The sequence below is a fragment of the Enterococcus dispar ATCC 51266 genome, assembly GCF_000406945.1.
In the GTDB taxonomy this organism is placed as follows: Bacteria; Bacillota; Bacilli; order Lactobacillales; family Enterococcaceae; genus Enterococcus_C; species Enterococcus_C dispar.
Map to the genome: position 1 here is coordinate 1913576 of NZ_KE136354.1, position 25060 is coordinate 1938635.

A 25060-nucleotide genomic window follows, 5' to 3' on the forward strand; every position below is an offset into this window, starting at 1 on the left:
GTATCTCAAATTTCGCAGGATTTTACCTTATTGCCGTAGAGAGCTAGTTCATGAAGCTGGATCACTAGAAAAGCTAAATGAACTCGCACAACTCGCTAGCAATAAGATAGAATTTTAATAAATTGTTCTTCCAATTTTTGATTATTTCAACTAAAAAAGCACGAAAGTTATGCGCCGTTTTCCCAATAACTGCTTTTTGGGAAAATGATTGCCATAACTTTCGTGCTTTTCATTTTTTAATACTAATCGTGTAACTTTTTACTTTAAGCTCCAATTAAAGGGGCTGGATCGACAAATCCTTCCCACATTCCTGTCGCTACGCCAAAGTGCAAGTGCACCCCAGTCGAATTTCCAGTTGTCCCCATGCCACCAATACGTTGTCCGACACTGACACTCGCACCATTACTGACTTCAATGGTCGTTAAGTGGAAATAATAAGTATAGTAGCCATTATCATGTTTGACAATTACATGATTGCCACAACTTGCATCAAAGCCTGCTTCTACTACAACACCATCGCGTGCTGCCATTATTGTTTGGCCAGTTGAACCAGTTAAGTCAATTCCATCATGATGTTCTGTTCCGCCACCAAGAGGCATTTGACGCCAACCAAAAGGACTACTCACATTTAAACTACCTTCCAACGGTGATGCAAAACCTGTTTGGGCTACTTTAGCAGCTTTTTCTTCTTCTGCTTTCACTTTTGCTGTTAAAGTACCAATCGTCGCTTTTTTTGCTGCAATATTTTTTTCTGCTGCTGCTTGTGTTTGTTGCAATTTTGCAATTTTAGCAGTTAATTCTTGGTTCTTTTGTTCCAACTGAGTGATTTTCCCTTGTAGTGTAGCCACTTCAATTCGTTGGTTGCTTTGTTTTTCTTTTAATTTTGTCACTTGCGCTTCAATTTGTTCTTTTCCTTGTAAGCCTTGTAATAAATCAAGAGAAGTACCTAAAAATGAAGCTTCTACTTCTTCTTGTTGGCCTTGTTTTTCGGTTAATTCTTCTTTAATCGTAGCCAATGTCGTGATTTCTTCATCCAACTGTTGGGCATAGGTTACTTTCGTCGTTTCGTTGTTTTTCATTTCGGTATTTAGTTGTTGAATTTGTGATTTATAATCGGTAACCTTAGCTTCAGTTTGCGTAACTTCGGTTTTTACTGTCGCTAATTTATCAGTATTTTCTGAAGCAAAAGCTGTAGCTGAAAAGAATAAACTTCCGAGAAGTGAAATTGTTAAAATTGTTTTTTTGAGTTTCAATTAATGACCCCTTTTCGTTTTTTTGACTTGCCTAATTTAGCATGATTTTTCATGAAAAGGATGACAACTAACTTACAGTTTCTTTTCAGCCGCTACTTGGTTTTGTAATAAAAGGCTGTCTGTTTACAACCAGATTGCAACATTTCACTCAGATTACACAAATACTAATTTTTTCATAAAAAGATTAGATTTTACTATAGAATTTCCTTTTTTGACAACAAAAAAAAAGCTGCAGGAATTTGCAGCATCCGAATTTTGTTATTTATTCTTTAACTTTTACTTAAGGCAATGATCTCTTTTTTTGTCAGGGGGCGATAATCGCCAAGCTTTAACTCAGAATCCAAACAAACTGCTCCAATGCGATCGCGTCTTAAATAGGTTACCTTTTTACCCACAGCTTGTACCATCCGCTTTACTTGATGAAATTTCCCTTCTGAAATCACTAAAGAGATTTCAGAAGTTTCTTTTACTTCATCTACTTTTAGTATCTGCAATTTTCCTGGTAAGGCGACTTCTCCTTGATCTAAAGTTAACCCTTTTGCAAAGGCGACCACATCTTCTTTGGTCATCACACCTGAAACTTTAGCAAAATATTCTTTTGCAACATGCTTTTTAGGAGAAAGAAGTTCATGAGCCAACTCGCCATCATTACTTAACAACACAAATCCTTCTGTATCTTTATCTAACCGGCCGACAGGAAATAAATCCGGTCTAAAATCAGTCGGTTGCAGTAAATCAATCACTGTTTTTTGTTGTTTATCTGTTGTGGCAGAAATCACACCTGCAGGCTTATTGAGCATATAGTAAAAATATTTTTGGTAGCGAACTTCTACTCCTTGATAAGAAACAGTGTCGGCTTCTGGCTGCACTTGATACTTATCTTGTTTTACTGTAATACCGTTCACCTGTACCCAACCTTTTTTGATATAGCCTTTCACTTCTTTGCGGCTGCCAATCTGCATATCCGCTAAATATTTATCTAAACGCATAGTCTCCTCCAATTTGTTTTTCTTCTAATTCCTAGCGTTGCATTATTTTTTAATCAAAATCCCCGTCAAAAGACTAGACTTGGTCTTTTAAAGCGCGCTAAATAAAAAAATTAGCATCTTTGTATTTTCTTTATTCACAAGTTGTCAAAACTATTATACAGTAAATGTTGAGGTGAGAAGATGACAAGAAGTTTTCCAGTCCAATTAACGTGTATGTGTCTGATTCGTAATCAGCGCAATGAAGTTTTAATTCAAGATCGCCAGAAAAAAGATTGGCCCGGCTGGACATTTCCCGGCGGCCATGTAGAAGCGACAGAATCTATGACTGAAGCTGTCATAAGAGAAATTAAAGAAGAAACAGGTCTCATCATCGCACCTAAACTGATGGGAATCGCAGAATGGCTGAATAAATCAGATGGTAGTCGTGAATTGTGCGGCATTTTTTTGGCCCAAGTCACAACCGAACCAACAGTGATGACAGAAGGAAGATTGTTTTGGCTACCCGAAAAAGAACTTTCTCAGGTAAAATTAGCGGGTACTTTATCAGATGTATTGCCGGTTTTTTATGGTGAAAAAACGCAATACTTTCAAGATAATCGTCCGTAAAAAAGGCAACAAATAAATTCAACTTATTGGGGAGAATTAAAAAAATCCTGCTGTAATTGCCGTAAAAGAGACTTCCCAAATTGTTGTTTTTTGTTATCCTCCCATTTTTCGGGATAAATCAGACGTATTGGTGCTGCTTCATTATAAACTTTTAACACATGATACTCTTTTTCCTGAAAACAACCATCACTTATCACACCTAAACACATTTGACTTTCCACCCCCGCCAAAACCATAAAATCTCCTTCCACGTGGATCACATGGGCAAATTCATTAGTATCTTTTAAAACATAATCAAAAATCACACTGGCTTTTCGATCAATTAAAATGGGGAGTTGTGTTAATAATGCTGGCTTTTGCACAATTTGTTCATATGTTTTGGGCGAAGCTATCAATACCAAACTTTCCCGTTTTATAGCCAAACTGGTAAAAGATGCTGGAACCATGCGATCTGCCACAATGCCCATATCCAATTTTCCTGCTCTTAGACGCTCTAGCGTTTCATCACTTGTACCATGAATTAAATCAAAACTAATTTGCGGATGAGAAATTTGGTACTCTACCACTTTACTGACCACCATTTCTGCTAAATAACGTTCCAGACCGCCAATTTTTATAGTGGTCCGTCTTTTAGCTGCGGCAGCGACATTTTCTTTAAAATGACCATATTCAATCAACGCATGATGCGCATAATTATAAGTCAATTCCCCAATTTCAGTTAATCCCTTTTGAACTTTTCCTTCTATAAATAATGGAAAACCTACCGTCTGCTCGAGTTCGGCAATATATTTACTAATTGTGGATTGGCTATACATTAATTTTTCTGCGGCGCGTTTAAAAGATGCATAATCCACCACATATTTGTAAGTTCGTAAAATTTTCAAATTCAACATCTCATTGCCTCCTAAAAAAGAAAGTCAACTTTCCAAAATGGAAAATCACATTCCCCTTTTTCTCGGTATCATTATATCAGAAAGTAAGCGCTATAAGAAAAACTGATTGTACAGTTATCAAACGTTTACGAGATAAAGGAGTTGTTTTTATGAAAAGAAAAATGCCATCATCTTATGCCATTTTATTTGGAATTATTTTTCTGATGGTCATCTTAACGTGGTTAGTATCAGCTGGGCAATATGATTTGAATGCAGCCAAACAGCTTATCCCGGGTACTTATCATCACGTTGTACAAAATGAACAGGGATTTTGGGACATATTAAAAGCGCCGGTCGTTGGTATGCTAGGGGATGATAAAACTTCGGCTGCCATGCCAGTTTCATTGTTTATTTTAGTCATTGGCGGTTTTTTAGGTGTGGTGAATGCAACGGGCGCCTTAGATGCGGGTATCAGTTCGATTGTAAAAAAATATCACGGCAAAGAAAAACGTTTGATTATCGTGCTAATGATTCTTTTTTCACTAGGGGGTACGACATTTGGAATGTCAGAAGAAACATTAGCTTTCTATCCTTTACTTTTACCGGTCATGTATAGTATCGGTTTAGATAGTTTAGTCGCAGTAGGAGTGATTTTAATTGGAACGACTGTTGGTGTATTGGCCTCAACGGTCAATCCCTTTGCAACCGGCGTCGCTTCCCAAGCTGCCGGAATTTCACCGGGACAAGGTATTTTATGGCGACTCATTTTATGGGTTATCTTAACTACAATTGCTATTTTATATGTTTATCGCTATGCGCAAAAAATTGAAAAAGATCCGACAAAATCGTTGGTTTACTCCCAACGACAAGCAGATTTAGCTCATTTCCAATTACAAGAAATCGATACTATGAACAATAAACAAAAACATGTCATTATAGCATTTATTTTAACCTTTATCGTGATGATCTTAGGCTTAATCCCATGGCAGACCATTAATCAAAATTTCACCTTCTTTGCGAACTTACGCAATAGTGTTATTGATATTCCAATTTTAGGTAAAATGATTGGCACTGATTTTCCAGCCTTTGGCGATTGGTATTTTACCGAAATTACCATTCTCTTTATTTTCATGGCGGTCGTTATTGGGTATTTATATCGGATGAAGGAAAGTACAATTGTGCAACATTTTGTTATGGGCGCCAAAGATATGATTCAAGTAGCGCTGATTGTTGCTGTAGCACGAGGCATTCAAGTCGTGATGAACGACGGCATGATTACCGCCACCATTTTACATTTTGGTGAAACGACTTTGAGTAACTTACCACCTGTTCTCTTTACCATTTTAACTTATATCTTTTACATTCCCATGAGCTTTTTAATCTATTCAACCTCTGGTTTGGCTTCGGCTACCATGGGTATTATGAGTAATTTAGCAGAATTTGTCCATGTACCAAAAGATCTAATCATTACTGCTTTTCAAGCTGGCTCTGGAACGATGAATTTAGTAAGTCCAGCTTCGGCTATTATGCTCGGAGTCCTGGGTATTGCCCACATTGAGTACGCCACTTGGTTAAAATTTACCGCTAAACTTTTAGGAATTATCTTTGTCGTAGTTTGTCTTGTTTTAGCGGTAGCCACGTTATTTAGTTAAACTACCATTTTACGAGCTTAAAACAAATGGCTTAAAAAGACGGATAAAAGGAAGGGAGTCCTCATTTATGGACCAATTACAAAAGACATTTTTAACAAAAATTGCACTGAATGAAAAAACAGCCTATGCTTTAAACGATGATTTGGCAGCCCATCCAGAGATTTCCGGTGCAGAATTTCGCTCAGTCAAAGAAATTATCGCTATTTTAAAGACAAAAGAAATTGACGTGACTGAAAATGTTGCCGATCTGCCAACTGCTTTTATTGCACATGTAATTAAAGGGCAAAAAACACAACCTAAAATTGGTATTTTAATGGAATACGATGCACTACCAGAAATTGGCCATGCCTGTGGGCATTGTGCCAGTGGTAGTCTAAGCCTTTTAGCTGCTTTAACGTTAAAAGAAATGGCTACAGAGGTCAACGCTTCAATTGATTTAATTGGTACCCCCAATGAGGAGGCAACCGGTGATAAGATTACTATGGCTAAAGCAGGTGTTTTTGATGAGTATGCGTTTGTTATAATGATTCACATGAATAGTGATCAAACCTGGCCCGCTTGCCGTTTTTTAGCTTTAAGTGAAATTAAAGCAACTTTTAGCGGTCAACCTGCGCATGCCGCAGCCGCGCCATGGCAAGGCAAAAATGCTTTAAACGGAGCTATGTTAGCTTGTCATGCCATAGATATGGCCAGACAGCAAATGAAAGATGGCAGTCGCATTGCCTATATTCTGCCCCAAGGAGGCAATGCTTCAAATGTGATTCCTGATAAGGCTGAATTAATTATTAATATGCGGCATCCCAACAAATACGATTTGGCACAAAATTTTGCTAAAGTTATCAAATGCTTGAACGGAGCCGCTCTTGCGACAGAAACCACGATGACCTACGAAAAAACAGGTGCCGATTTTGATGATATGAATCTAAATGCTCCAGGTATTGCCGCTATCGATGAAATTATGACAGCCATTAACCTGCCCCACTGTGATGAACCTTTAGGCAACGCTACTGGAAGTTCAGATATTGGCAACGTGAGCTATGTCTGCCCTGCATTTCACCCGATGATTGCCATATCTGACCACTGGTTTTCATTGCATACAAAAGAAGTCGCTACTATTATGCAGACACCAACAAAGATCCATCCTGTGATTTTAGCTGGTGCCAAAGTAATTGGGTTATTCATCCTTAAAACGTTAAGTGATCAAAATTTAATGGCTGATATTCAAATCGCATTTAAAGACTCGCTAAAAAAATAATTTTCTCAACTAAATAAAAAATACCGCGACTTCTAAAAAGTCGCGGTATTTTTAGTTTCATTACATATGCAGACGCCGGCGAATTTTTTCGGCAGTCGCACCTAAGAGTTTATCAGCTAGCCGGACGCGTAACACCATAAAGATGTAGCTCGCACCACCTACTGCGGCTACGCCTAAAATCATCACAAACGATTGTAGTTTACTGTCAGGGCTTAAGACTAAGCCCATTAGTTGGCGCATAATAAAAGCAATCACCGTCATCACAAGGGACATAATAAAAATTAATACTGTGCGACGGAATGTCAAAATCCGATTAAAACGGGAAATTTTGTGTAATTTATACAGATTTAATCCACATGTCACACCAAAACCAATCATCGTGGCTAATAATGGCCCATAGACTTCAAAAACCATAATCAATGGGATTTGGATAATTATTTTAATTACCAAACCAATGATAAAATACCCAATAGCTGATAAATTCTCATACATCCCTTGTAACATATTAGATGTCATCATATATAATCCAAGAAAAAGTCCTGAGACACTCGCTTCAATTAAGACACTGGCGCCTAAATGACTTGGAGCATAAAACAAAGTGTTTAATGGATAAGCTAAGACAATCATCCCAAATGTGGCCGGAAACATAACAAAAGCAAATAATTGTAAATTGTTACTGATTAGTTTGGCTAGTCCTTTATGATCCCCTCTTGTTTTGGCTTCTGTGATTAACGGTAAACCGGCTAATGCCATCGAAGTTGCTAGACCGATAACAACCATCGTTAATTTATCGGGATTGGCACTAAAAATGGAGAATAAAGAAGTTAGCTGATTTTGAGAATAGGCGGTAAAAGAGCCCATCACCCGTACAAAAGTAACTTGGTCAACTAGTTTGAAAATAGTAATACCAGAACCAATAATAATAAAGGGAATGGCTTCTTTAACTGTTTCAATTAGTAAATCTTTGGCATCTAAATTCACATTATTGGCACTGTGTTCAATTAAGTAATCCATGCGCACTTTATCTTTTCTCAGGTAATAGACAAGGACTAAAATACTGATAACAGCCCCGATAAAAGCAGCAAACGTTGATTGAGTTACAGCGGAGGTATATTCTCCTTTAGCAACTTTCATAATGATAAAGGTTGCTAATAACATGTAAAATACCCGTGCCACTTGTTCCAGCACTTGCGAAATTGCAAAAGGTTTCATTTCATTTTGGCCTTGGAAATAGCCGCGAATAACACTCATACAAGGAATAACTAAAATCGCTACACTTAAAGAACGAATGGTTGGAATTAATTCTTTGCCGCCGCCTGAAATATTGGCCAGCCATGGCGACAGAAAATACATTACTGCTGCTGCAACAACGCCAAAAACAGCCATCACTTGTAAGGCACGATGTAATAATTTACGACTCGTAGCATATTCATTTAAAGAATTATAGTAGGCCGTTTGTTTCCCAATCGCAGCGGGAATACCTGCAGTGGAAAGCATCATAAACAAGGCATAAAAATTATACCCCATGTTAAATAAAGCATTAGCTTGATTGGCATGTTCACCCATCCAATAATACCAAGGCATAATGTAGATGGCGCCTAAAAGCCGTGAACCGATATTGCCAATCGTTAACCACGTGGAACCTTTAGCCATTTTTTCTTCAGTGGATAGTTCCGTTTGTGCCACGAATTTTTCACTCATTTATTTTCTCTACTTTCTATTGGTTTCAAGACATATGTTCTATTTTACTTACAAAAGTAACCATGAGCAATCTTTTTTGCTGATTTTTAATGGATTTACAACACCTGGCTAAATGTCGTCATAAAAGTAGCTTTTTTTCCTGAAGTTTGGTACCCACTTTATTTAATGCTATAATACAACCGAAGAAAAATGTAAAGTGAGGCTTGTGCCATGACATTAACATTAGAAAAAGTCAGTGAAATTTTACTACAAAATGACTTATTAAAAGAAATGATTACGCCAACTGGTTGGCACCTAACAAGTAAAAAATTACCCCAAAAAGAATTTAAGACAGTAACCTATGATTCGCGGAAAGCTGATAGCAATAGCTTATTTTTCTGTAAGGGTCTAAATTTTAAAGTGGAATATTTAATAAGCGCACTTGAAAATGGCTTAGAGGTGTATGTTGCCGAAGAACCTTTTGAGGTCAAAGCTCCGTGTGCCATTATTGTCACTGATATCAAAAAAGCGATGGCCCTTTTAGGGATGGCTTTTTATGGCTACCCGCAAAAAGAATTACAGCTTGTTGCTTTTACCGGCACCAAAGGTAAAACAACAGCCGCTTATTTTACCCACGCATTACTAGCAAAAGCTACTGGAAATAAAACGGCATTGTTGTCGACGATGAATACCTCATTGGATGGTAAAACTTATTTTAAATCCCATTTAACTACGCCGGAATCCTTAGATTTATATCAAATGATGCGACAAGCTGTAACAAACGGCATGAGGCATTTGGTGATGGAAGTTTCTTCCCAAGCTTATAAAACAGAGCGCGTTTTTGGTTTGACTTTTGATGTGGGTGTCTTTTTAAATATTTCACCAGACCACATTAGTCCAATTGAACATCCGACTTTTGATGACTATTTTTATTGCAAACGCCAATTGTTGCGCCATTCTAAAAAAATGATTCTAAATGCCGGCAGTGACTATTTTGAGCTGTTAAAAGAAAACTGTGAACTGTGGCAAACACCGTACCTTTCTTACGGACGTAAAAATGCCGATTACTTAGTGACGAGTGGCAAAAATAAACACTTTACTGTTGTAAGTGCAAAAGATGAATTGCAAATTTCAGATGAATACAGTATTCAATTAGCAGGTGATTTCAACCAAGAAAATGCAACGGCGGCCCTTTTAGCTGCGGCAATTGTAGGTGCTGATGTTAAAGAGGCTAAAGATGCTTTGGCTAGCGCACGCGTCCCTGGGCGCATGGATCATTTGCTAAATACAAATGGCGCCAGTGTTTATGTCGATTACGCCCATAATTATTTAAGTTTAAAAACATTACTCGAATTTGCCCAAGCAGAACACCCAACTGGACGTGTTATCGTGGTTTTAGGTAGTACCGGTGGTAAAGCAATTTCCCGCCGGGCCGACTTTGGTAAAGCATTATCAGAATACGCAAATATTGTCTTTTTAACCGCTGATGATCCCGCTTTTGAAGATCCCCAAACAATTGCTGAAGAAATCAACGCCCATATTACCAATGCGCAATTAGAAGTTCACTTTGAAATGGATCGCGTCAAAGCGATAGCTGCTGCCCTACAAGTAAGCCAACCAGAAGATGCCGTTGTAATCGCAGGCAAAGGAGTAGATGAATACCAAAAAATCAATGGCGAAGATACACCTTATGAAGGGGACTACTTTATCGCCAAACGTTTGATTACAGAAGGTAACGAATAACAAAATCAATTATTTGTAATGAGTTTCTCTCAATCGACAAAAAACTTATTCAAAGAATCGTGACTTGCGACTGCTTTGAATAAGTTTTTTATTTTCTCAAAGATGACGCTTTAAACTTTGTCAGCGCTTTTAATCTGCGGTACCATTTAGTTAGTAACTCACATAAATTAGGAGTGATTTTCTTGCAAAATTTAACTGTGCACCGTCCTACTGCTATTACCGAATTTCGAGGCTTATTAGAAAACGAAAGAGCAGCCTTAAAAGCCCAATACCCTCAACCTTTAGAGCCTGATGAAGATGGCGTCGACTTAATTCTTTTTGCCGGTCAAAGCAATATGGCAGGTCGCGGCATAGCTCATTTAGCTCCTTACGTTAAAGAAGGCTACGAATTTCGCGCTGTAAGTCAGCCGACTAAACTTTTTCATTTACAAGAACCTTTTGGCAAAACCGAAGACAATCCGGCAGGTATTAATGATGAAAATAAAAAAACAGGCTCGCTGGTAAGCAGCTTGGTTAACGCTTATTACGATTGTACCCGGCGCATGGTAGTCTGTGTTTCAGCATCAAAAGGCAGTAGTAGCATTCTAGAATGGCAACCAGGTACTGCCTATTGTACGGATATTTTAGAACATTTAAATCGAGCTGAAAACTTTTTAAGCGCACAAAATATTCCCATTAAAAATCGTTTTTTGATTTGGTGCCAAGGAGAAACTGACGGCGATCACGGCATGAGCAGTCATGAATATAAAATGCATTTTACTGCACTGCAAGATGTCTTGTCTAAAGCTGGTATCACGCAAACTTTTCTCATTCAAATTGGTAATAAGAAGGATGACCCTGAAAAATTCCAGCAAATTATTCATGCCCAAAGAGAATTGGCCCAAGCAAAGCAAGTCGTTTTGATTGCCAATGCGTTTGAATGGATGGCCGAGCTCGACTTAATGAAAGACAGTTATCACTATACTCAAACTGGTTATAATTTATGCGGGGATCAAGCGGGCCTAAATTTAGCGGCATATGTTTTAAATACACAAATACTTTAAATTGAGGTGAAAAAATGAAGCTAGGTGAATGTAAATCAAAAATTGTACAATGGGATAAAAATTTTGGCCTTTTAATACCAGAAAAAATGCTGGATGCAGCAGGTTTCCCCCTTAATGACGATGTTTTGGTAACATTGGAACAAGACACAAATGGCAAAACACGTTTCATTGTCACAGCTCCCGATGAAGCGATTATTCACTTACCCCTCCAAGAAAAGCAGAGCTATAAGCGCAGTTCAGATGGCAAATATTAACTAAAAAAGCAAAACACGACTGCGCTATGATACGCTTTTTTCCATCGTGTTTTGCTTTTTAAGTATGTGTTGAACTTTAAGCTTTATTCCGTTTTAAAAAATTACCCCTTAATCTGCTTGGGTGACTTATGAGAGTGCTCGCACAAAAGCCCATGTTTGACCGCCATCATAAGAACGATACAAACAAGCATACATATGGCCATCTTTTTTGGTGAGATAAAACTTCGCTTCTAAAGTAGTACTATTGGGCTGCGTGACTTCATTGGGTGACTGAAAAAGATTCAGGCCGCCTAAAAGATAATCCTCAGGCACATTCACAATCGCTTCATGATAAGAACGCCCCCCATTTTGGGTATAAAAAATTCCCTCTCTGGTACTAATAAAGCCGGTTAAAGCATCGATAAAACTAATATTTTGAATGGGAGCATTAATCGTAGTATTACCCACCGGATACCAATCTTTGCCTTTGTTTTGGGTAGCAAACAAACAGACCTGCTCACTGCCAGACATTGCTGTAGTTTGTGAAATTGCTGCAATACCGGTACCATTTTCAAAAAATTGTACTTTACGATAACGCAGATTCCGCACTTTTTCTCCGACTTTGCTTTTCTGCCACGTTACCCCATTATCACTTGAAGTCAGCATGTACAAATCTAAATACTCCCCAGACCCCGTCGTATAAAGATACCAAGAAAAATCTTTCCCCACTTGATATGTATAATCCATCCAGTAGCCAAAAGGAATTTCTCCACTTGTTAACGTATAACTGCCGCCTCTTAGCCATTCTGCTTTTAAAGGTACAAATTGCCAATGTTGACCGCGATCTGTCGTTTGAAACAACTCATGCGTATTGGCTACATAAAGTTCATTTTCTTTTTGCGCAACTTTATTCGGCGTAGCTCCTTGTTGTTTTAATAATCCTGACGTAGTCGTTTTAACTTCTTCTGGCGCGTGAACGGCCGCAGTCGAGGTATTTTCTTTCGTGCTCGTTTTTTCAAAAATATAAAGCGAACTTCCCAGTAACAAACAAAAAAGACCCATAAAAATTGCCAATTTTCCTGTACTTTTAGGTTTAGCAATATGTGCTTTGGGTAACTTGCGCGCTTCTACTGTAGCAGTCCGTAAAAAAATGACGCCCCGCATTATACCCCAATTCAATTTCTCTACGCCAATCATCAGCTTATCACCATTAATGCGCTCGGTTAAGACCAAACAATCTTTTTTAGCTAATCTTAGTTCCTTTTGTTTGCGCTTAACAAAATAGTTTTCTTCATCTTCCACCACTTTAGAAAAACCCACGAATTTTTTCAGACTTCGCGTCAGCCAGCCTTGAAAATTTCTTTTCAGCAAAAAAAGATGTGCGAGCACAAAGATACTATGAATAAGCCAAAATGTGACGATGATACCACCACAAATAAGGGCAAAGTTATGTAGGCCAATTATTTTCTGGGCAGCAGAAGTCGTCTGAACCCGTGCCATCAAATAACGATAAACTACGGTATTCAATCCCCAAAAGAAGCCGGCACTAAATAACGCCAAACTAGTACTAAAACGTAAAAGCTGACGATAGATTGGTAAAAAAATGGCTGTGATTACCTTTTTACCACTTAATAAATCAATCATTAACAGTTCTTTATCCATTTGCCACTCCTCTAAAATTTCCTTTATTATGCAAGAAAATAACAAAAAATAATAGTCCTTTAATAAAAATATAAAAACTGAACGAGCTCCTTCAAAACCCCAAGCAATAACCTAAATTCATCTTGTTTTACTGCCAATTTTGATATTTACTGCCAGTAAAATTATTTAGTATTTTTTGCCAGCCCTATTAAATTAAACAAAAAAACTCCTTTAGAGGCAATGAGCACCGATTAGCTGCTCTGCCACAAAGGAGTTTTCATTTTTCCAAAATCACTATGGGATACCAAAAAGTACCCTGGTTTTTGTAAATTAATTATTAATTGGCAACGATATTGACCAATTTATTTGGTACCACAATTACTTTACGGATAGTTTTACCGGCAAGATGTTCTTGAATTGCACTATCTGCCAGTGCAATTTTTTCTAGTTCGTCTTTTGCAATATCCCGTGCAACTTGCGCTTTACTACGCACTTTACCGTTGACTTGGAAGACCACTTCGATTTCATCTTCTACCAATTGAGCTTCATCATAGGTTGGCCAAGCCACATAAGAAATACCATTTTCATTGCCTAATACGGCCCACAGCTCTTCACCAATATGTGGCGCAATCGGTGCTAACAATTGCACAAAGCCCTCAACATATTCGTAAGGCAAAGCATCCGCTTTATATGCTTCATTAATGAAAACCATTAATTGAGAAATAGCAGTATTAAAATGCATATGTTCATAGTCTTCTGTGACTTTTTTAACGGTTTGATGATAAACTTTTGTTAATTTACCATCGTTAATCGTCGTAATGCGATCACGCATTTTACCATCTTCATCCACGATTAAACGCCATACCCGTTCTAAAAATTTGCGACTACCTTCTAAACCATTTTCACTCCACGCAATCGAAGCATCTAATGGTCCCATAAACATCTCATACATCCGCAATGTATCGGCACCATATTTTTCTACGACATCATCTGGATTGACCACATTTCCACGGGATTTCGACATTTTTTCATTATTACCGCCAAGAATCATCCCTTGGTTAAATAATTTTTGGTAAGGTTCTTTAGTTGGAACAACGCCGATATCGTATAAGAATTTGTGCCAGAAGCGCGCATATAACAAATGTAAAACCGCATGTTCTGCCCCACCGATGTAAATGTCCACCGGTAACCAGCGTTCCAATTTATCGTAATCGGCTAAAGCTGTTTTATTGTGAGGATCAATATAGCGCAAGTGATACCAAGAACTACCGGCCCATTGTGGCATCGTGTTGGTTTCACGACGTCCTTTTTTGCCCGTCTCTTCATCAACGACATTAATCCACTCTTCAATATTGGCTAAAGGTGATTCTCCGGTTCCGCTTGGTTTAATATTTTCTGTTACAGGTAATCGTAATGGTAATTCTTCTACTGGAACAGTTGTCGTCGTACCATCTTCCCAATGAATAATTGGAATTGGTTCACCCCAATAACGTTGACGAGAAAATAACCAGTCGCGTAAACGATAGCTGACTTCTTTTTTCCCTACACCGTTTTCTTCTAACCAAGCATTCATTTTTTCAATGGCTTCTTCTTTGTTTAAACCATCTAAAAAATCAGAGTTAATGTGTTGACCGTCACCAGTATAAGCTTCTTTGGTTACGTCGCCACCGGCTAAAACAGGGACGATAGCCAAATCAAATGTTTTGGCAAATTCATAGTCCCGTTCGTCGTGGGCAGGAACGGCCATAATTGCCCCAGTCCCATAGGTTGAAAGCACATAATCGGCAATCCAAATCGGAATTTCTTTGCCATTGACTGGATTAATTGCATAGGCCCCTGTGAAGACACCAGTCTTTTCTTTTGCCAAATCTGTCCGGGCTAATTCTGATTTTTTTGCTGCTTGGGCAATATAAGCTGCTACGGCTTCCTTTTGTTCCGGCGTAGTAATTTTTTCCACTAAATCAAGTTCGGGTGCCAAAACAGCATACGTTGCACCAAATAAAGTATCTGGTCTGGTAGTGAAAACAGTGAAATCTTCAGACGTATTGGCAACTTTAAACGTAACATTTGCCCCCACAGAACGCCCAATCCAGTTGCGTTGCATTTCTTTGATACTTTCTGGCCAGTCAACTAAATCAAGATCATCTAACAGACGATCGGCATAAGCGGTAATTTTTAGCATCCATTGGCGCATTGGACGTCTCACAACATCGTAGCCGCCGCGCTCACTCTTACCATCAATGACTTCTTCATTGGAAATAACCGTACCTAATTCAGGTACCCAGTTAACGGCAACTTCGGCTTCATAAGCCAAGCCTTTTTCATATAATTTAGTAAAAATCCATTGGGTCCATTTGTAGTATTCGGGATCAGTCGTATTGATTTCACGATTCCAGTCATAACTAAATCCTAATGAATTGATTTGACGTTTGAAGGTTTCTATATTTTTCTTGGTAAATTCAGCTGGGTCATTGCCTGTATCTAAAGCATATTGCTCTGCTGGCAGACCAAATGCATCCCACCCCATTGGATGTAATACGCTATAACCTTGGGCCCGTTTCATCCGCGATAAAATATCAGTTGCGGTATAGCCTTCTGGATGTCCTACGTGTAACCCTTGTCCAGAGGGGTAAGGAAACATGTCTAAGGCATAAAACTTAGGTTGATCTGTTTTGTCATGGGTATTAAACGTATTATGTTTTGCCCAATACTTTTGCCATTTTTTTTCAATTTGCTTATGATCGTACACTGCAAAATCCTCCTAAAAGTGAATTGACTGCTAATCAGTCGTATAAAAAAAGTCCTATAAAAAGCAATGCTTTTTATAGGACGTAATCTACGTGGTACCACCTAATCTTTACTCATCAAAAAAGATGAGCCTCAAACGTTGTAACGATCGTCACCGTAACAGCCTACTTTTTTCAACTGTTAACGCTAAAAGGCGAGTTCAAAAGCATTCGTACACATTTCCACCGACCATGTGCTCTCTACAACGAAATAATTTTTACTATTCCTTCTCACAGCGTAGTTTTCTACTTGTTAGTTATACTAACAAAGAATATGGCAAAATTCAAATATTATTTTACTTTCAATGTTTGGCCCGGATAAATAAAATTGTTTTGGATTTTGTTTAATTGAATCAATTTATCCATCGTAATGCCAAATTTATTGGCAATGCCCCAAACCGAATCCCCACTTTGTACTTTATAGGTTTTACTGCTTGAACTAGCAGTATTTTGTGCAGTGGCTGTTTGAGTAGTATTGCCTTTTTTGACGATAACTTTTTGGCCCGGATAAATAAAATCATTTTTGATATTGTTCCATTGACGGAACTGATCCATCGAAATTTTGTACTTATTGGCCACTGACCAGACAGAGTCACCACTTTGAATTGTATAATATTGATTTTGACCACTCACTGTGGCCGGTTTACTTGTATTGGCAGTGTTTGGCTTTGTAGTATTACTTTGCGCTGGTTTACTCGTAGTGGCACTTGAACTGCCGTTTCGGACGACTAACCGTTGGCCTGGATAAATAAAATTATTTTTTATCCCATTCCAACTAATTAGCGTGTTCATGCTGATACCATATTTATTCGCCACGCCCCAAACTGAATCCCCACTTTGTACCGTATAATAGGTTTTGGCTGCCGTGTTAGTGGCAGGCTTATTGGTACTTGGTTTATTCGTATTTTGAGAAGGCTTGCTTGGTGTAGCTGTGGAAGTACCACTTGTCCCTTTTTTGACAATTAATCGTTGGCCTGGATAGATGAAATTGTTTTTAATATTATTCCAACTGACTAAACTACTCATACTAATCCCATACTTATTAGAAATGGCCCAAACAGAATCGCCACTTTTGACAGTGTAATATTGGGTAGCACTGCTGGATGTATTGCCGCTTGGCTTATTCGTATTTTGAGAAGGTGTACTTGGCATTGGCTTAGCCGTAGAAGAACCATTCGTTCCTTTTTTCACGATTAATCGTTGGCCTGGATAGATAAAATTGTTTTTAATATTATTCCAGCTGATTAAATCATTCATGCTAATCCCATATTTATTGGAAATTGCCCAAACAGAATCCCCGCTTTGAACCGTGTAATATTGACTAGTGCTAGATGAGCCACCAGAACTGTTATTCGCTGAATTAGTTCCACCATTTGAACTCCCACTTGAAGCACCACCACCAGCATTGCCACTAGCTGGAGTATCATATCGCGTTAAACCATATGTTTCAATTACACTATTTAAAGCTGAAGCATAATTTGGTGCAGTAGCATAACGTCCAGTCAACCAGGCAGTTGCATCGCGATAAGATTTCGTATTGCTCTTCCAAGCACCACGATAATAATATTGTCCTCCAATGTAAACATTGCGAAGTGTGGCTGCATTATCAGCAAAAGATTCTTTATAAGAAGGGTAGTCTCGGAATGGTTCTTTCATCGTCACCCATTTACCATTTAGATATTCTAAAGTATTCATGTAAACAGTTTGACCATTATAACTGCCTTTAATTCCAAATAAGTTATAGTAAGGTGCTCGTGATAAGCTACTTGTACCCCAACCGCTTTCCACAATCGCTTGTGCAATCATTACAGAAGCATATAAGTCATTGGCTGCTGCCACTGGTTGGGCATGGGCTGCCAATTCTGTAATTAGAGCTGTGGAATTACTACGAGTAGCAGTTTGACTTAAATCTTGTGACACTTGTGCTTGATTGTTATTGGTTGCCTCTGCTGTTACGGGTTTGGCCAAGGGTGCAACTACAGAGCAAGCAGTTAAAGTTGTTCCTACGATTGCTGCACTTTTTTTAGCATCGCGGTAAAACTTGATTTGTTTTTCTTCTTTTCGTCGTTCTTTACGAGAAACAAGTTGGGTCAAGTTTGCTCGCCTCCTTTTTAAACTTTTCTTAATAATAAGTATACAGGGTAACGTTTTTTATTAAAAGTTTAAAATGATTATTTCTACAATTTGTTAAACTCCTGTAACATTACCTTTGTTTCGTTATTCTTATTACATGTATTATTGAGTTTATTAAAGGTTATAACCAAATAAAAATCAAAATAATTGTTATTAAAAACTAGTTTAAATATTGCAAAACGATTACATTAAACCTTTTTTTCAAAATATTTTCATTTTATTTAATAAAAATGTGAAAAAACGGATTTTTCCAAATTTTCTAACGCCATCTTAATATACGCAAAAATTTTAGAGAAGCAAAGTAAGGTGCCATTTCTCGTGCTATAATAAGCCCATTGTCAACTAATTATTTGAAAGAATCGTAAAGGAGAATTTATGAAGCATAAACTTTATTACCAATTTGCTGGTAGTTGCGCATTGTTACTTTTTGTTTTTTTAGGCTACGTTGTAAAATTTTATCGCCAATGGCTACAAGGATTTGATAATTTTATAACGAATATCATTCGCGCTCCTTATCCCAATTGGAACAATTTTTTTATTTGGATTACAAAATTTGCCAACCCTGTAACCGTTGTAATCTTAGCAGCGGCTTTTTTATTTTTATTGTATCGCGGGAAATATTATGCTGAAGCTCTGTGGTTATTGCTCAATGTAGCCTTGGTGTCTGGGGTAGTCAATCCCTTAATCAAATTGGTTTTCCAACGTCCTCGTCCGACACTTTTACATTTAGTAAACGAACATAGTTACAGTTTTCCTAGTGGGCATGCCTGTGCCAGTATGATTTTATATGGTACTCTAATTTTCATCTTGCCAGGACTTATTCAAAATAAAAATATCCGCATCGCTTTACAAATTGCACTTGGAATTTTAATTGTGCTTATTGGAGCTAGCCGGATTTATGTCGGGGTTCACTTTCCTACTGATATTATCGGCGGGTACAGTTTAGCTTTAGGATGGTTGTGTTTAACTTATCCTTATTTTAGTAAAAAACGCTTTGTCTGGCGTTTTAAAAATCAACAGAAATAACGAGGTGACAAAAATGACTTTTTTATATAGTGAAGACGCCAATAAACGTTACCATTCCTGGAATTATGCTTTACGCCAACAGTTTGGCGGAAAAATTTTTAAAGTACCAGTAGATGGTGGCTTTGATTGCCCGAACCGCGATGGTACCGTCGCACGCGGTGGTTGTACTTTTTGTAGTGTTTCTGGCTCAGGTGATATGATTGTAGCGCCGGAAGATCCATTACCTGTTCAATTTCATAAAGAAATTGATATGATGCATCAAAAATGGCCCCATGTCGATCAATATATTGTCTATTTTCAAAACTTTACCAATACCCATGCACCTTTAGCCGTGATTAAAGAACGATTTGAGCAAGTGATCAATTTACCAGGTGTGGTGGGCCTATCCGTAGGGACCAGACCAGACTGCTTACCTGAGGATGTCGTCGAGTATTTGGCGGAATTAAATGAGCGTCTATACTTGTGGGTGGAACTAGGCTTACAAACTACCTATGAAAAAACCAGTAAAATTATTAACCGTGCGCATGACTACCCGACTTATGTTGACGCTGTTGCCCGTTTGCGCAAGCATGATATTCGGGTTTGTACCCATCTAATTAATGGTTTACCTGAGGAAACACCGGAAATGATGGTAGAAAATGTGCGACGGACTTTAATGGACAGCGATATTCAAGGGATCAAATTACATTTATTGCATTTAATGCGTAACACCCGTATGTTGCGTGACTATCATGAAGGTCGTCTGCAACTGATGAGTCGCCAAAGCTATGTCAATGTCATCTGTGACCAGTTGGAATTAATTCCACCAGAAGTCATTATTCATCGTTTAACCGGCGATGCACCGTGGGATTCTCTGGTTGGGCCGATGTGGAGTCTAAAAAAATGGGAAGTTTTAAATGCCATTGATGATGAAATGAAACGACGTGATACTTATCAAGGAAGCAAAAACATCTTGTTGGAGGCAGGAATTCATGCTTAAAACGGCAATGCGTTACAGTCACGAACTTCTAAGTGAAGTGGTGAGAACTGGTGACCATGTGGTAGATGCCACGATGGGAAACGGACATGATACGCTTTTTTTGGCACAGTTGGTAGGACCAAGTGGTACGGTGGATGCTTTTGATATTCAAGAAGCTGCTATTTTGGCAACTCAAGAAAAATTAGCGGATTTTGCCGATAGCCAAGCGGTGCACCTACATTTAGATGGCCATGAAAATGTAGTACAATACTTAAATGAAGAAAAAATTAAAGCTGCTGTTTTTAATCTCGGTTATTTACCTAAAAGTGATAAACAAATCATCACACGACCACAGACAACAAAAAAGGCACTCGATGCCCTCTTGATTCGTTTAGTACCTAAAGGGCGAATCGTAATTGTCTGCTATTATGGTCATCCCGGAGGGCAAGCAGAACTCGATACAGTGCAAACTTATTGTCGTCAATTGCCACAAGCACAGTACAATGTTTTAACCTATCAGTTTATCAATCAAAAAAATCAGCCGCCACTTTTATTTTGTATCGAAGCAAAATGAACGCAAACAAAAAATATTCATCGTAAAAGTTAGCGCTGACCAAAAATAGCAATTTATGGTAAAAAAACACACTGTCTAGTAAGGCTCTCACGAGAGAATAAACTTACTCAAACAGTGTGTTTTTTCGTTAAAATAGTTCATACAAATGATACTTTTAGCCAAGCAATATCTGCTTTTTATTGATTAAATTTCTACTGGTAACCAATCCAAAACTTTTTGAATCCATTTATCCCAAAAATCCCAAGTGTGAGCTCCTGGTCCTTCTTCATAAGTAACTGTAAAACCAGCGGCTTGGGCCTTTTCGACAAAATATTGATTGCTCGTGTATAAAAAATCTTCCGTACCACAGCACACAAATAACTTAGGTGCTACTTCTGGTGCTAAAGTTGTCAAAAGATGAATGGGGTCATTTTCAGAGCCCTGCATTTTTTCTACTGGACCAAAAACACCTTCCCAATATTGCTGACTACCAGACTGCAATAAAACTTCTGGATCACTTGCTAAAGCCAACGCTCCTGAAAGGCTCGCAACAGCCGCAAACTTATCCGGACAGCGTAACCCTAACTTTATTGCGCCATAGCCCCCCATTGAAAGACCAGCAGCAAATGTTTTTTCGCGCTTTTTCGTAAGTTGGGGGAACAATTCTTGTAAAATAGCCGGTAGTTCTTCAGCAATAAAAGTCCAGTAGTTCATACCATAAGAGGTATCGGTATAAAAGCCCAATTCCGTGGTAGGCATAATAACAGCAATTTCACTTTCCCGCACATAGCGCTCAATACTGCTGCGCCGCATCCATGCGGTCTCATTGCCTCCCATACCATGTAAAAGATATAAAACAGGGACATCGTCTTTTTTATTGCGAACCAAGCGTTCACTACTTTGGGGTAAAATTACATTCAATCCCACATCCAAATTTAAAACACTAGAGTAAATATTTGCTTGTATAAATGCCACTTTATACCACCCCGATTTTCTTAATTTCACGTTTTCCCAACTAACTTTACTTTTTAGTAAGCTGTAATTTCAAATATCCAGTTAAAAAATATTTTTAACCTGTAAAAATTAGTACGTCTAGAAAAGCGCTTTTCTTCTACATTGTATCAGAATTTTTCAAAAATAGGGTCAAAACAAAAGCTGCAATAATTAAAATCGCACCTGCCAAATAGACACCATGCAAACCAGCAAAAAGTACCTCACGTAACGTTTCCCGTAACTGCGGTGCCAGTAATTTGGCTGTCTGGGGATTTACCAATTGATTCATCACATCATTTTTATTGGCCACGGTGATATTTTGTAATTGAGCAGCTGTTATACTATTTAATAGAATTCCAAAAACTGAGACCATAATCGTTTGACCAATCGTCCGTGCCAAAGTATTAAAAGAAGTTGCCACCCCCATTTGTTCAGCCGGTACACTACTTTGCGCACTTACCGTACAAGTGACTGTCACAGCACCCAAACCAATTCCCAAAATCGTTGCGATAACAAAAAACCAAAGCCAGTTGGTATGTTGTGGTACAAAAACTAAACATAAAGCTCCAAAAAGTGTCAGCATTAATCCCCGAAGTAACACTCTTTTAACCGTGATTTCAGCTAGCCAGCGGCCAGCCAAAAAAGAACCCGCTAACCACAATAAAGATAATGGCGCCAAAACAAGGCCGCCAATTCCAGCAGAAAGTCCCAATACTCCTTGCATCCACATCGGAATGTAAACATCTATCCCAATTAAAAAGCCACTGGCAAGTGCTGCTACCAGATTCACCACTACAAATAAAGGTTGTGTAAACAAATGTAATGAAATCACAGGATCCTCTGCTCTTTTTTCCGCATAGACAAACAAAATCCCCGCTAGCACCGCTACAAAAGTTAAAACAAGCACCTTAGTAGATACTCCTTCATCCCCTAAAAATTGAAAAGCTAATAAAAGAGCCAACAAAAGTCCCATCAAAGAAAAACTACCAAAAATATCCATCTTTTTGGGTTGCTGATTTACTTTTTCTTCAACCAAATAAAGCCAAATTAAAAGAATCAAAATAATACCAATCGGTACATTAATAAAGAAAATCCAATGCCAGCCAATTGTATCGACAATGACACCGCCAGCAAGAGGTCCTACTACCGATGCAATTCCCCAAGCTGTACTATTTAAACCAAGTACTTTGGCACGTTTTTCTTTATCGTATAAATCACCAATAATCGTTAAGGCAACGGGCATCATTGCACCAGCCCCCATGCCTTGAATCGCTCGAGAAATAATCAAAGTCAGCATAGTATTAGATAGACCACAAAGCGCCGACCCAATTATAAAAAGAATCGTTCCCAAAATAAAAATTGGTTTACGGCCGATTTTATCCGCCATTTTGCCGTAAATAGGCGTTAACATGGCATTGGTTAATAAATAGATTGAAAAGACCCAGTTCATGATTTCAATCCCATGCAAAGACCCAACAATCGTCGGCATAGCGGTTGTCACAATCGTACCTTCTACCGCCGTCATGAAAGTGGCGACAAAAACAGCAACCGTCACCAGCGTTACATTTGTTTGTTTTTTCATTTTTAACCTCCTTAATCCAACTTCAAAAAATAAAATTATAATATACCTTTACCAAATTTAAACGCCATAAAATCGTGAAGAATAGGTGTAACGTGCACTAACCAAACAATTGCTTGATTAATTGTCACTTCAATTTTCAAATTTACAATCTACAATGAATGGTAAAATAATAATCACGCTCTAGCCAACTACACTATTTCATAAAAAATGATACAAACTATTTTAGCTAAAAATAATCGTTTCATTTAGCCTTTATCCAAAGAAAAGCCGCTATCACATAAGCAATAGCGGCAAGAATTAACAAATAAGCGATATTAAGCATTTACACTCGCTAAGAGTGCATCAACCTTATCTGTATGCTCCCATGGCAAATCAACATCTGTACGCCCAAAGTGACCATAAGCAGCTGTTTGGCGATAAATTGGACGACGTAAGTCCAACATTTCAATAATTCCAGCAGGACGCAAATCGAAGTTTTCACGTATTGCTTCAATTAATTTGTCGTCACTGACAGTTCCAGTACCAAAAGTATTGATAGAGATAGAGACAGGTTGCGCCACACCAATTGCATAGGCTAACTGCACTTCTACTTTGTTGGCCAATTTAGCAGCTACAATATTTTTAGCAATATAGCGTGCAGCATAACTAGCAGAACGGTCCACCTTTGTAGCATCTTTACCAGAAAAAGCTCCGCCACCATGACGGGCATAGCCTCCATAAGTATCCACAATAATTTTACGTCCGGTTAAACCAGCATCTCCTTGAGGACCGCCAATTACAAAACGACCAGTCGGATTAATAAAATATTTTGTATCTTCATCTAATAATTCACTTGGAATAACAGGTTCAATAACTTGTTTAATCACGTCGCCGCGAATTGTAGCATTATCTACTGCATCATCGTGTTGTGTACTAATTACAACCGTATCAACCCGTTGTGCCTTGCCTGCTTCATCGTATTCTACTGTCACTTGTGACTTAGCATCTGGACGTAAATAAGTTAATTGACCATTTTTACGTAACTCTGCTAAGCGACGAACTAATTTATGACTCAAAGAAATTGGTAATGGCATTAATTCTGGTGTTTCATCACAAGCAAAACCAAACATTAATCCTTGGTCCCCTGCTCCAATTTCATCTATCATGGCATCTTTGTTATCACGACTTTCCAAAGCCGCATCTACACCTTGCGCAATATCAGGTGACTGTTCATCAATAGCTACTAAAACAGCTACTGTATCCCCATCAAAGCCAAATTTAGCTCGTGTATAACCGATATCTTTAATCGTATTACGAACGATCTTTTGAATATCTACATAAGCCGATGTTGAAATTTCACCAAATACTAAAACTAAACCAGTTGTTACCGAAGTCTCACAAGCCACCCGGGCTGATGGATCCTTCGTCAAAATCGCATCCAAAATTGCGTCGCTGATTTGATCAGCTACCTTATCTGGATGTCCTTCAGAAACAGACTCTGAAGTAAATAAATGTCTTTCTGTCATGATGATTCCCCCTGATAATATTCGGTTACAAGGCATCTTCGCAGTGCGAATCCTCTCGGGAACTTGCAACGTTTGTAGTATAGCAGATTTGCTAAGATAAAGCTCGCTTATTTTATTATAATTCCTATAAATCTTTTGACAAAAACATAAAGAAAACAAAAAAAAGAAGATACATATTGTATCTTCTCATGATCCGTACGGGACTCGAACCCGTGTTACCGCCGTGAAAGGGCGGTGTCTTAACCACTTGACCAACGGACCAACTATTAATAAATGGGCCTAAATGGACTCGAACCATCGACCTCACGCTTATCAGGCGTGCGCTCTAACCAGCTGAGCTATAGGCCCATATAAAACTAAACAACTTTTCTAATGAAAATCATTAAAAAAGAGATGGCGCGGGACAGAATCGAACTGCCGACACATGGAGCTTCAATCCATTGCTCTACCAACTGAGCTACCGAGCCAAAACGGTCCCGACGGGACTCGAACCCGCGATCTCCTGCGTGACAGGCAGGCGTGATAACCACTACACTACGGGACCAGGATTTAGTTTT

At 38.4% G+C, this 25060-nt stretch carries 19 protein-coding genes, 4 tRNA genes, 1 riboswitch and 1 other annotated feature; of the genes, 9 read left to right on the forward strand and 14 right to left on the reverse strand.

Annotated elements, in window-relative coordinates:
- Window positions 1–263: 263 nt before the first annotated feature.
- Together RK01_RS09135 and RK01_RS09140 are read right to left on the reverse strand one after the other, a co-directional pair.
- A complete protein-coding gene (locus tag RK01_RS09135; RefSeq protein ID WP_016173015.1) occupies window positions 264–1253 on the reverse strand; it encodes a M23 family metallopeptidase in 990 nt (329 codons plus the stop codon).
- Between the two features lie 269 nt (window positions 1254–1522).
- Window positions 1523–2242: a pseudouridine synthase gene (locus tag RK01_RS09140; RefSeq protein WP_016173016.1), complete on the reverse strand. Its 720-nt coding sequence runs from the start codon at window positions 2240–2242 to the stop codon at window positions 1523–1525.
- Window positions 2243–2422: 180 nt separating this feature from the next.
- Here RK01_RS09140 and RK01_RS09145 point away from each other — a divergent pair, with 180 nt between their 5' ends.
- Window positions 2423–2848, forward strand: a complete 426-nt coding sequence (locus tag RK01_RS09145) for an 8-oxo-dGTP diphosphatase (protein WP_016173017.1) — start codon at window positions 2423–2425, stop codon at window positions 2846–2848.
- A 23-nt stretch (window positions 2849–2871) separates the two neighbouring features.
- Here the strand turns inward: RK01_RS09145 and RK01_RS09150 are convergent, their stop codons facing one another.
- Window positions 2872–3741 (reverse strand): LysR family transcriptional regulator, encoded by an 870-nt coding sequence (locus tag RK01_RS09150; protein ID WP_016173018.1) that lies wholly within the window; start codon window positions 3739–3741, stop codon window positions 2872–2874.
- 149 nt (window positions 3742–3890) lie between these two features.
- Between RK01_RS09150 and RK01_RS09155 the strand changes: the two genes are divergently transcribed.
- Both RK01_RS09155 and RK01_RS09160 read left to right on the forward strand, forming a co-directional pair.
- Window positions 3891–5372 carry a YfcC family protein gene (locus RK01_RS09155; RefSeq protein WP_016173019.1) on the forward strand — a complete coding sequence of 494 codons (1482 nt, stop codon included), beginning with the start codon at window positions 3891–3893 and terminating at the stop codon, window positions 5370–5372.
- 67 nt (window positions 5373–5439) lie between these two features.
- Window positions 5440–6627 carry an amidohydrolase gene (locus RK01_RS09160; protein WP_016173020.1) on the forward strand — a complete coding sequence of 396 codons (1188 nt, stop codon included), beginning with the start codon at window positions 5440–5442 and terminating at the stop codon, window positions 6625–6627.
- A 60-nt stretch (window positions 6628–6687) separates the two neighbouring features.
- Here the strand turns inward: RK01_RS09160 and RK01_RS09165 are convergent, their stop codons facing one another.
- The gene (locus RK01_RS09165; protein WP_016173021.1) at window positions 6688–8328 is read right to left on the reverse strand and encodes a putative polysaccharide biosynthesis protein; all 1641 of its coding nucleotides are present in this window, start codon (window positions 8326–8328) and stop codon (window positions 6688–6690) included.
- A 210-nt stretch (window positions 8329–8538) separates the two neighbouring features.
- Here RK01_RS09165 and RK01_RS09170 point away from each other — a divergent pair, with 210 nt between their 5' ends.
- The 3 genes from RK01_RS09170 to RK01_RS09180 all read left to right on the forward strand — a co-directional run bounded on the left by RK01_RS09170 (window position 8539) and on the right by RK01_RS09180 (window position 11347).
- Entirely contained in the window at window positions 8539–10050 is a 1512-nt protein-coding gene (locus tag RK01_RS09170; protein WP_016173022.1) for a UDP-N-acetylmuramoyl-L-alanyl-D-glutamate--L-lysine ligase, read from the forward strand.
- A 173-nt stretch (window positions 10051–10223) separates the two neighbouring features.
- Window positions 10224–11093, forward strand: a complete 870-nt coding sequence (locus RK01_RS09175) for a sialate O-acetylesterase (protein ID WP_244874961.1) — start codon at window positions 10224–10226, stop codon at window positions 11091–11093.
- A 14-nt stretch (window positions 11094–11107) separates the two neighbouring features.
- Window positions 11108–11347, forward strand: a complete 240-nt coding sequence (locus RK01_RS09180; RefSeq protein WP_016173024.1) for a hypothetical protein — start codon at window positions 11108–11110, stop codon at window positions 11345–11347.
- Between the two features lie 126 nt (window positions 11348–11473).
- On the opposite strand, the gene RK01_RS09185 is transcribed toward RK01_RS09180, so the two are convergent.
- The 3 genes from RK01_RS09185 to RK01_RS09195 form a co-directional block, all read right to left on the reverse strand.
- On the reverse strand, window positions 11474–12988 hold the full coding sequence (locus RK01_RS09185; protein ID WP_016173025.1) for a WD40/YVTN/BNR-like repeat-containing protein: 1515 nt from the start codon (window positions 12986–12988) through the stop codon (window positions 11474–11476).
- Between the two features lie 316 nt (window positions 12989–13304).
- Window positions 13305–15716, reverse strand: coding sequence for a leucine--tRNA ligase (leuS, locus tag RK01_RS09190; protein WP_016173026.1), 2412 nt, complete (start codon window positions 15714–15716; stop codon window positions 13305–13307).
- Between the two features lie 73 nt (window positions 15717–15789).
- Window positions 15790–15997 (reverse strand) — a binding site (T-box leader).
- 47 nt (window positions 15998–16044) lie between these two features.
- The gene (locus RK01_RS09195) at window positions 16045–17847 is read right to left on the reverse strand and encodes a muramidase family protein (RefSeq protein ID WP_016173027.1); all 1803 of its coding nucleotides are present in this window, start codon (window positions 17845–17847) and stop codon (window positions 16045–16047) included.
- A gap of 414 nt (window positions 17848–18261) precedes the next feature.
- Here RK01_RS09195 and RK01_RS09200 point away from each other — a divergent pair, with 414 nt between their 5' ends.
- The 3 genes from RK01_RS09200 to mnmM are packed head-to-tail and all read left to right on the forward strand — an operon-like array spanning window position 18262 to window position 20444.
- On the forward strand, window positions 18262–18912 hold the full coding sequence (locus RK01_RS09200) for a phosphatase PAP2 family protein (protein WP_016173028.1): 651 nt from the start codon (window positions 18262–18264) through the stop codon (window positions 18910–18912).
- A 13-nt stretch (window positions 18913–18925) separates the two neighbouring features.
- The gene (gene mnmL / locus RK01_RS09205) at window positions 18926–19891 is read left to right on the forward strand and encodes a tRNA modification radical SAM protein MnmL/YtqA (protein ID WP_016173029.1); all 966 of its coding nucleotides are present in this window, start codon (window positions 18926–18928) and stop codon (window positions 19889–19891) included.
- On the forward strand, window positions 19884–20444 hold the full coding sequence (gene mnmM / locus RK01_RS09210) for a tRNA 5-(aminomethyl)-2-thiouridylate-methyltransferase MnmM (RefSeq protein WP_016173030.1): 561 nt from the start codon (window positions 19884–19886) through the stop codon (window positions 20442–20444). The genes mnmL and mnmM overlap by 8 nt, the downstream gene beginning before the upstream one ends.
- A 183-nt stretch (window positions 20445–20627) precedes the next feature.
- Here mnmM and RK01_RS09215 read toward each other — a convergent pair whose 3' ends face one another.
- The 7 genes from RK01_RS09215 to RK01_RS09245 form a co-directional block, all read right to left on the reverse strand.
- Window positions 20628–21398: an alpha/beta hydrolase gene (locus RK01_RS09215; protein WP_016173031.1), complete on the reverse strand. Its 771-nt coding sequence runs from the start codon at window positions 21396–21398 to the stop codon at window positions 20628–20630.
- A 136-nt stretch (window positions 21399–21534) separates the two neighbouring features.
- Window positions 21535–22998: an MDR family MFS transporter gene (locus RK01_RS09220; RefSeq protein ID WP_016173032.1), complete on the reverse strand. Its 1464-nt coding sequence runs from the start codon at window positions 22996–22998 to the stop codon at window positions 21535–21537.
- A 314-nt stretch (window positions 22999–23312) separates the two neighbouring features.
- Window positions 23313–24503, reverse strand: a complete 1191-nt coding sequence (gene metK, locus RK01_RS09225) for a methionine adenosyltransferase (RefSeq protein ID WP_016173033.1) — start codon at window positions 24501–24503, stop codon at window positions 23313–23315.
- Window positions 24501–24577: riboswitch (SMK box riboswitch) on the reverse strand. Its footprint overlaps the gene before it by 3 nt.
- A gap of 115 nt (window positions 24578–24692) precedes the next feature.
- Window positions 24693–24764: transfer RNA gene (locus RK01_RS09230), tRNA-Glu, on the reverse strand.
- A gap of 13 nt (window positions 24765–24777) precedes the next feature.
- A tRNA-Ile gene (locus RK01_RS09235) sits at window positions 24778–24851 on the reverse strand.
- Window positions 24852–24897: 46 nt separating this feature from the next.
- Window positions 24898–24970: transfer RNA gene (locus RK01_RS09240), tRNA-Phe, on the reverse strand.
- 4 nt (window positions 24971–24974) lie between these two features.
- A tRNA-Asp gene (locus RK01_RS09245) sits at window positions 24975–25047 on the reverse strand.
- Window positions 25048–25060 lie beyond the last annotated feature (13 nt).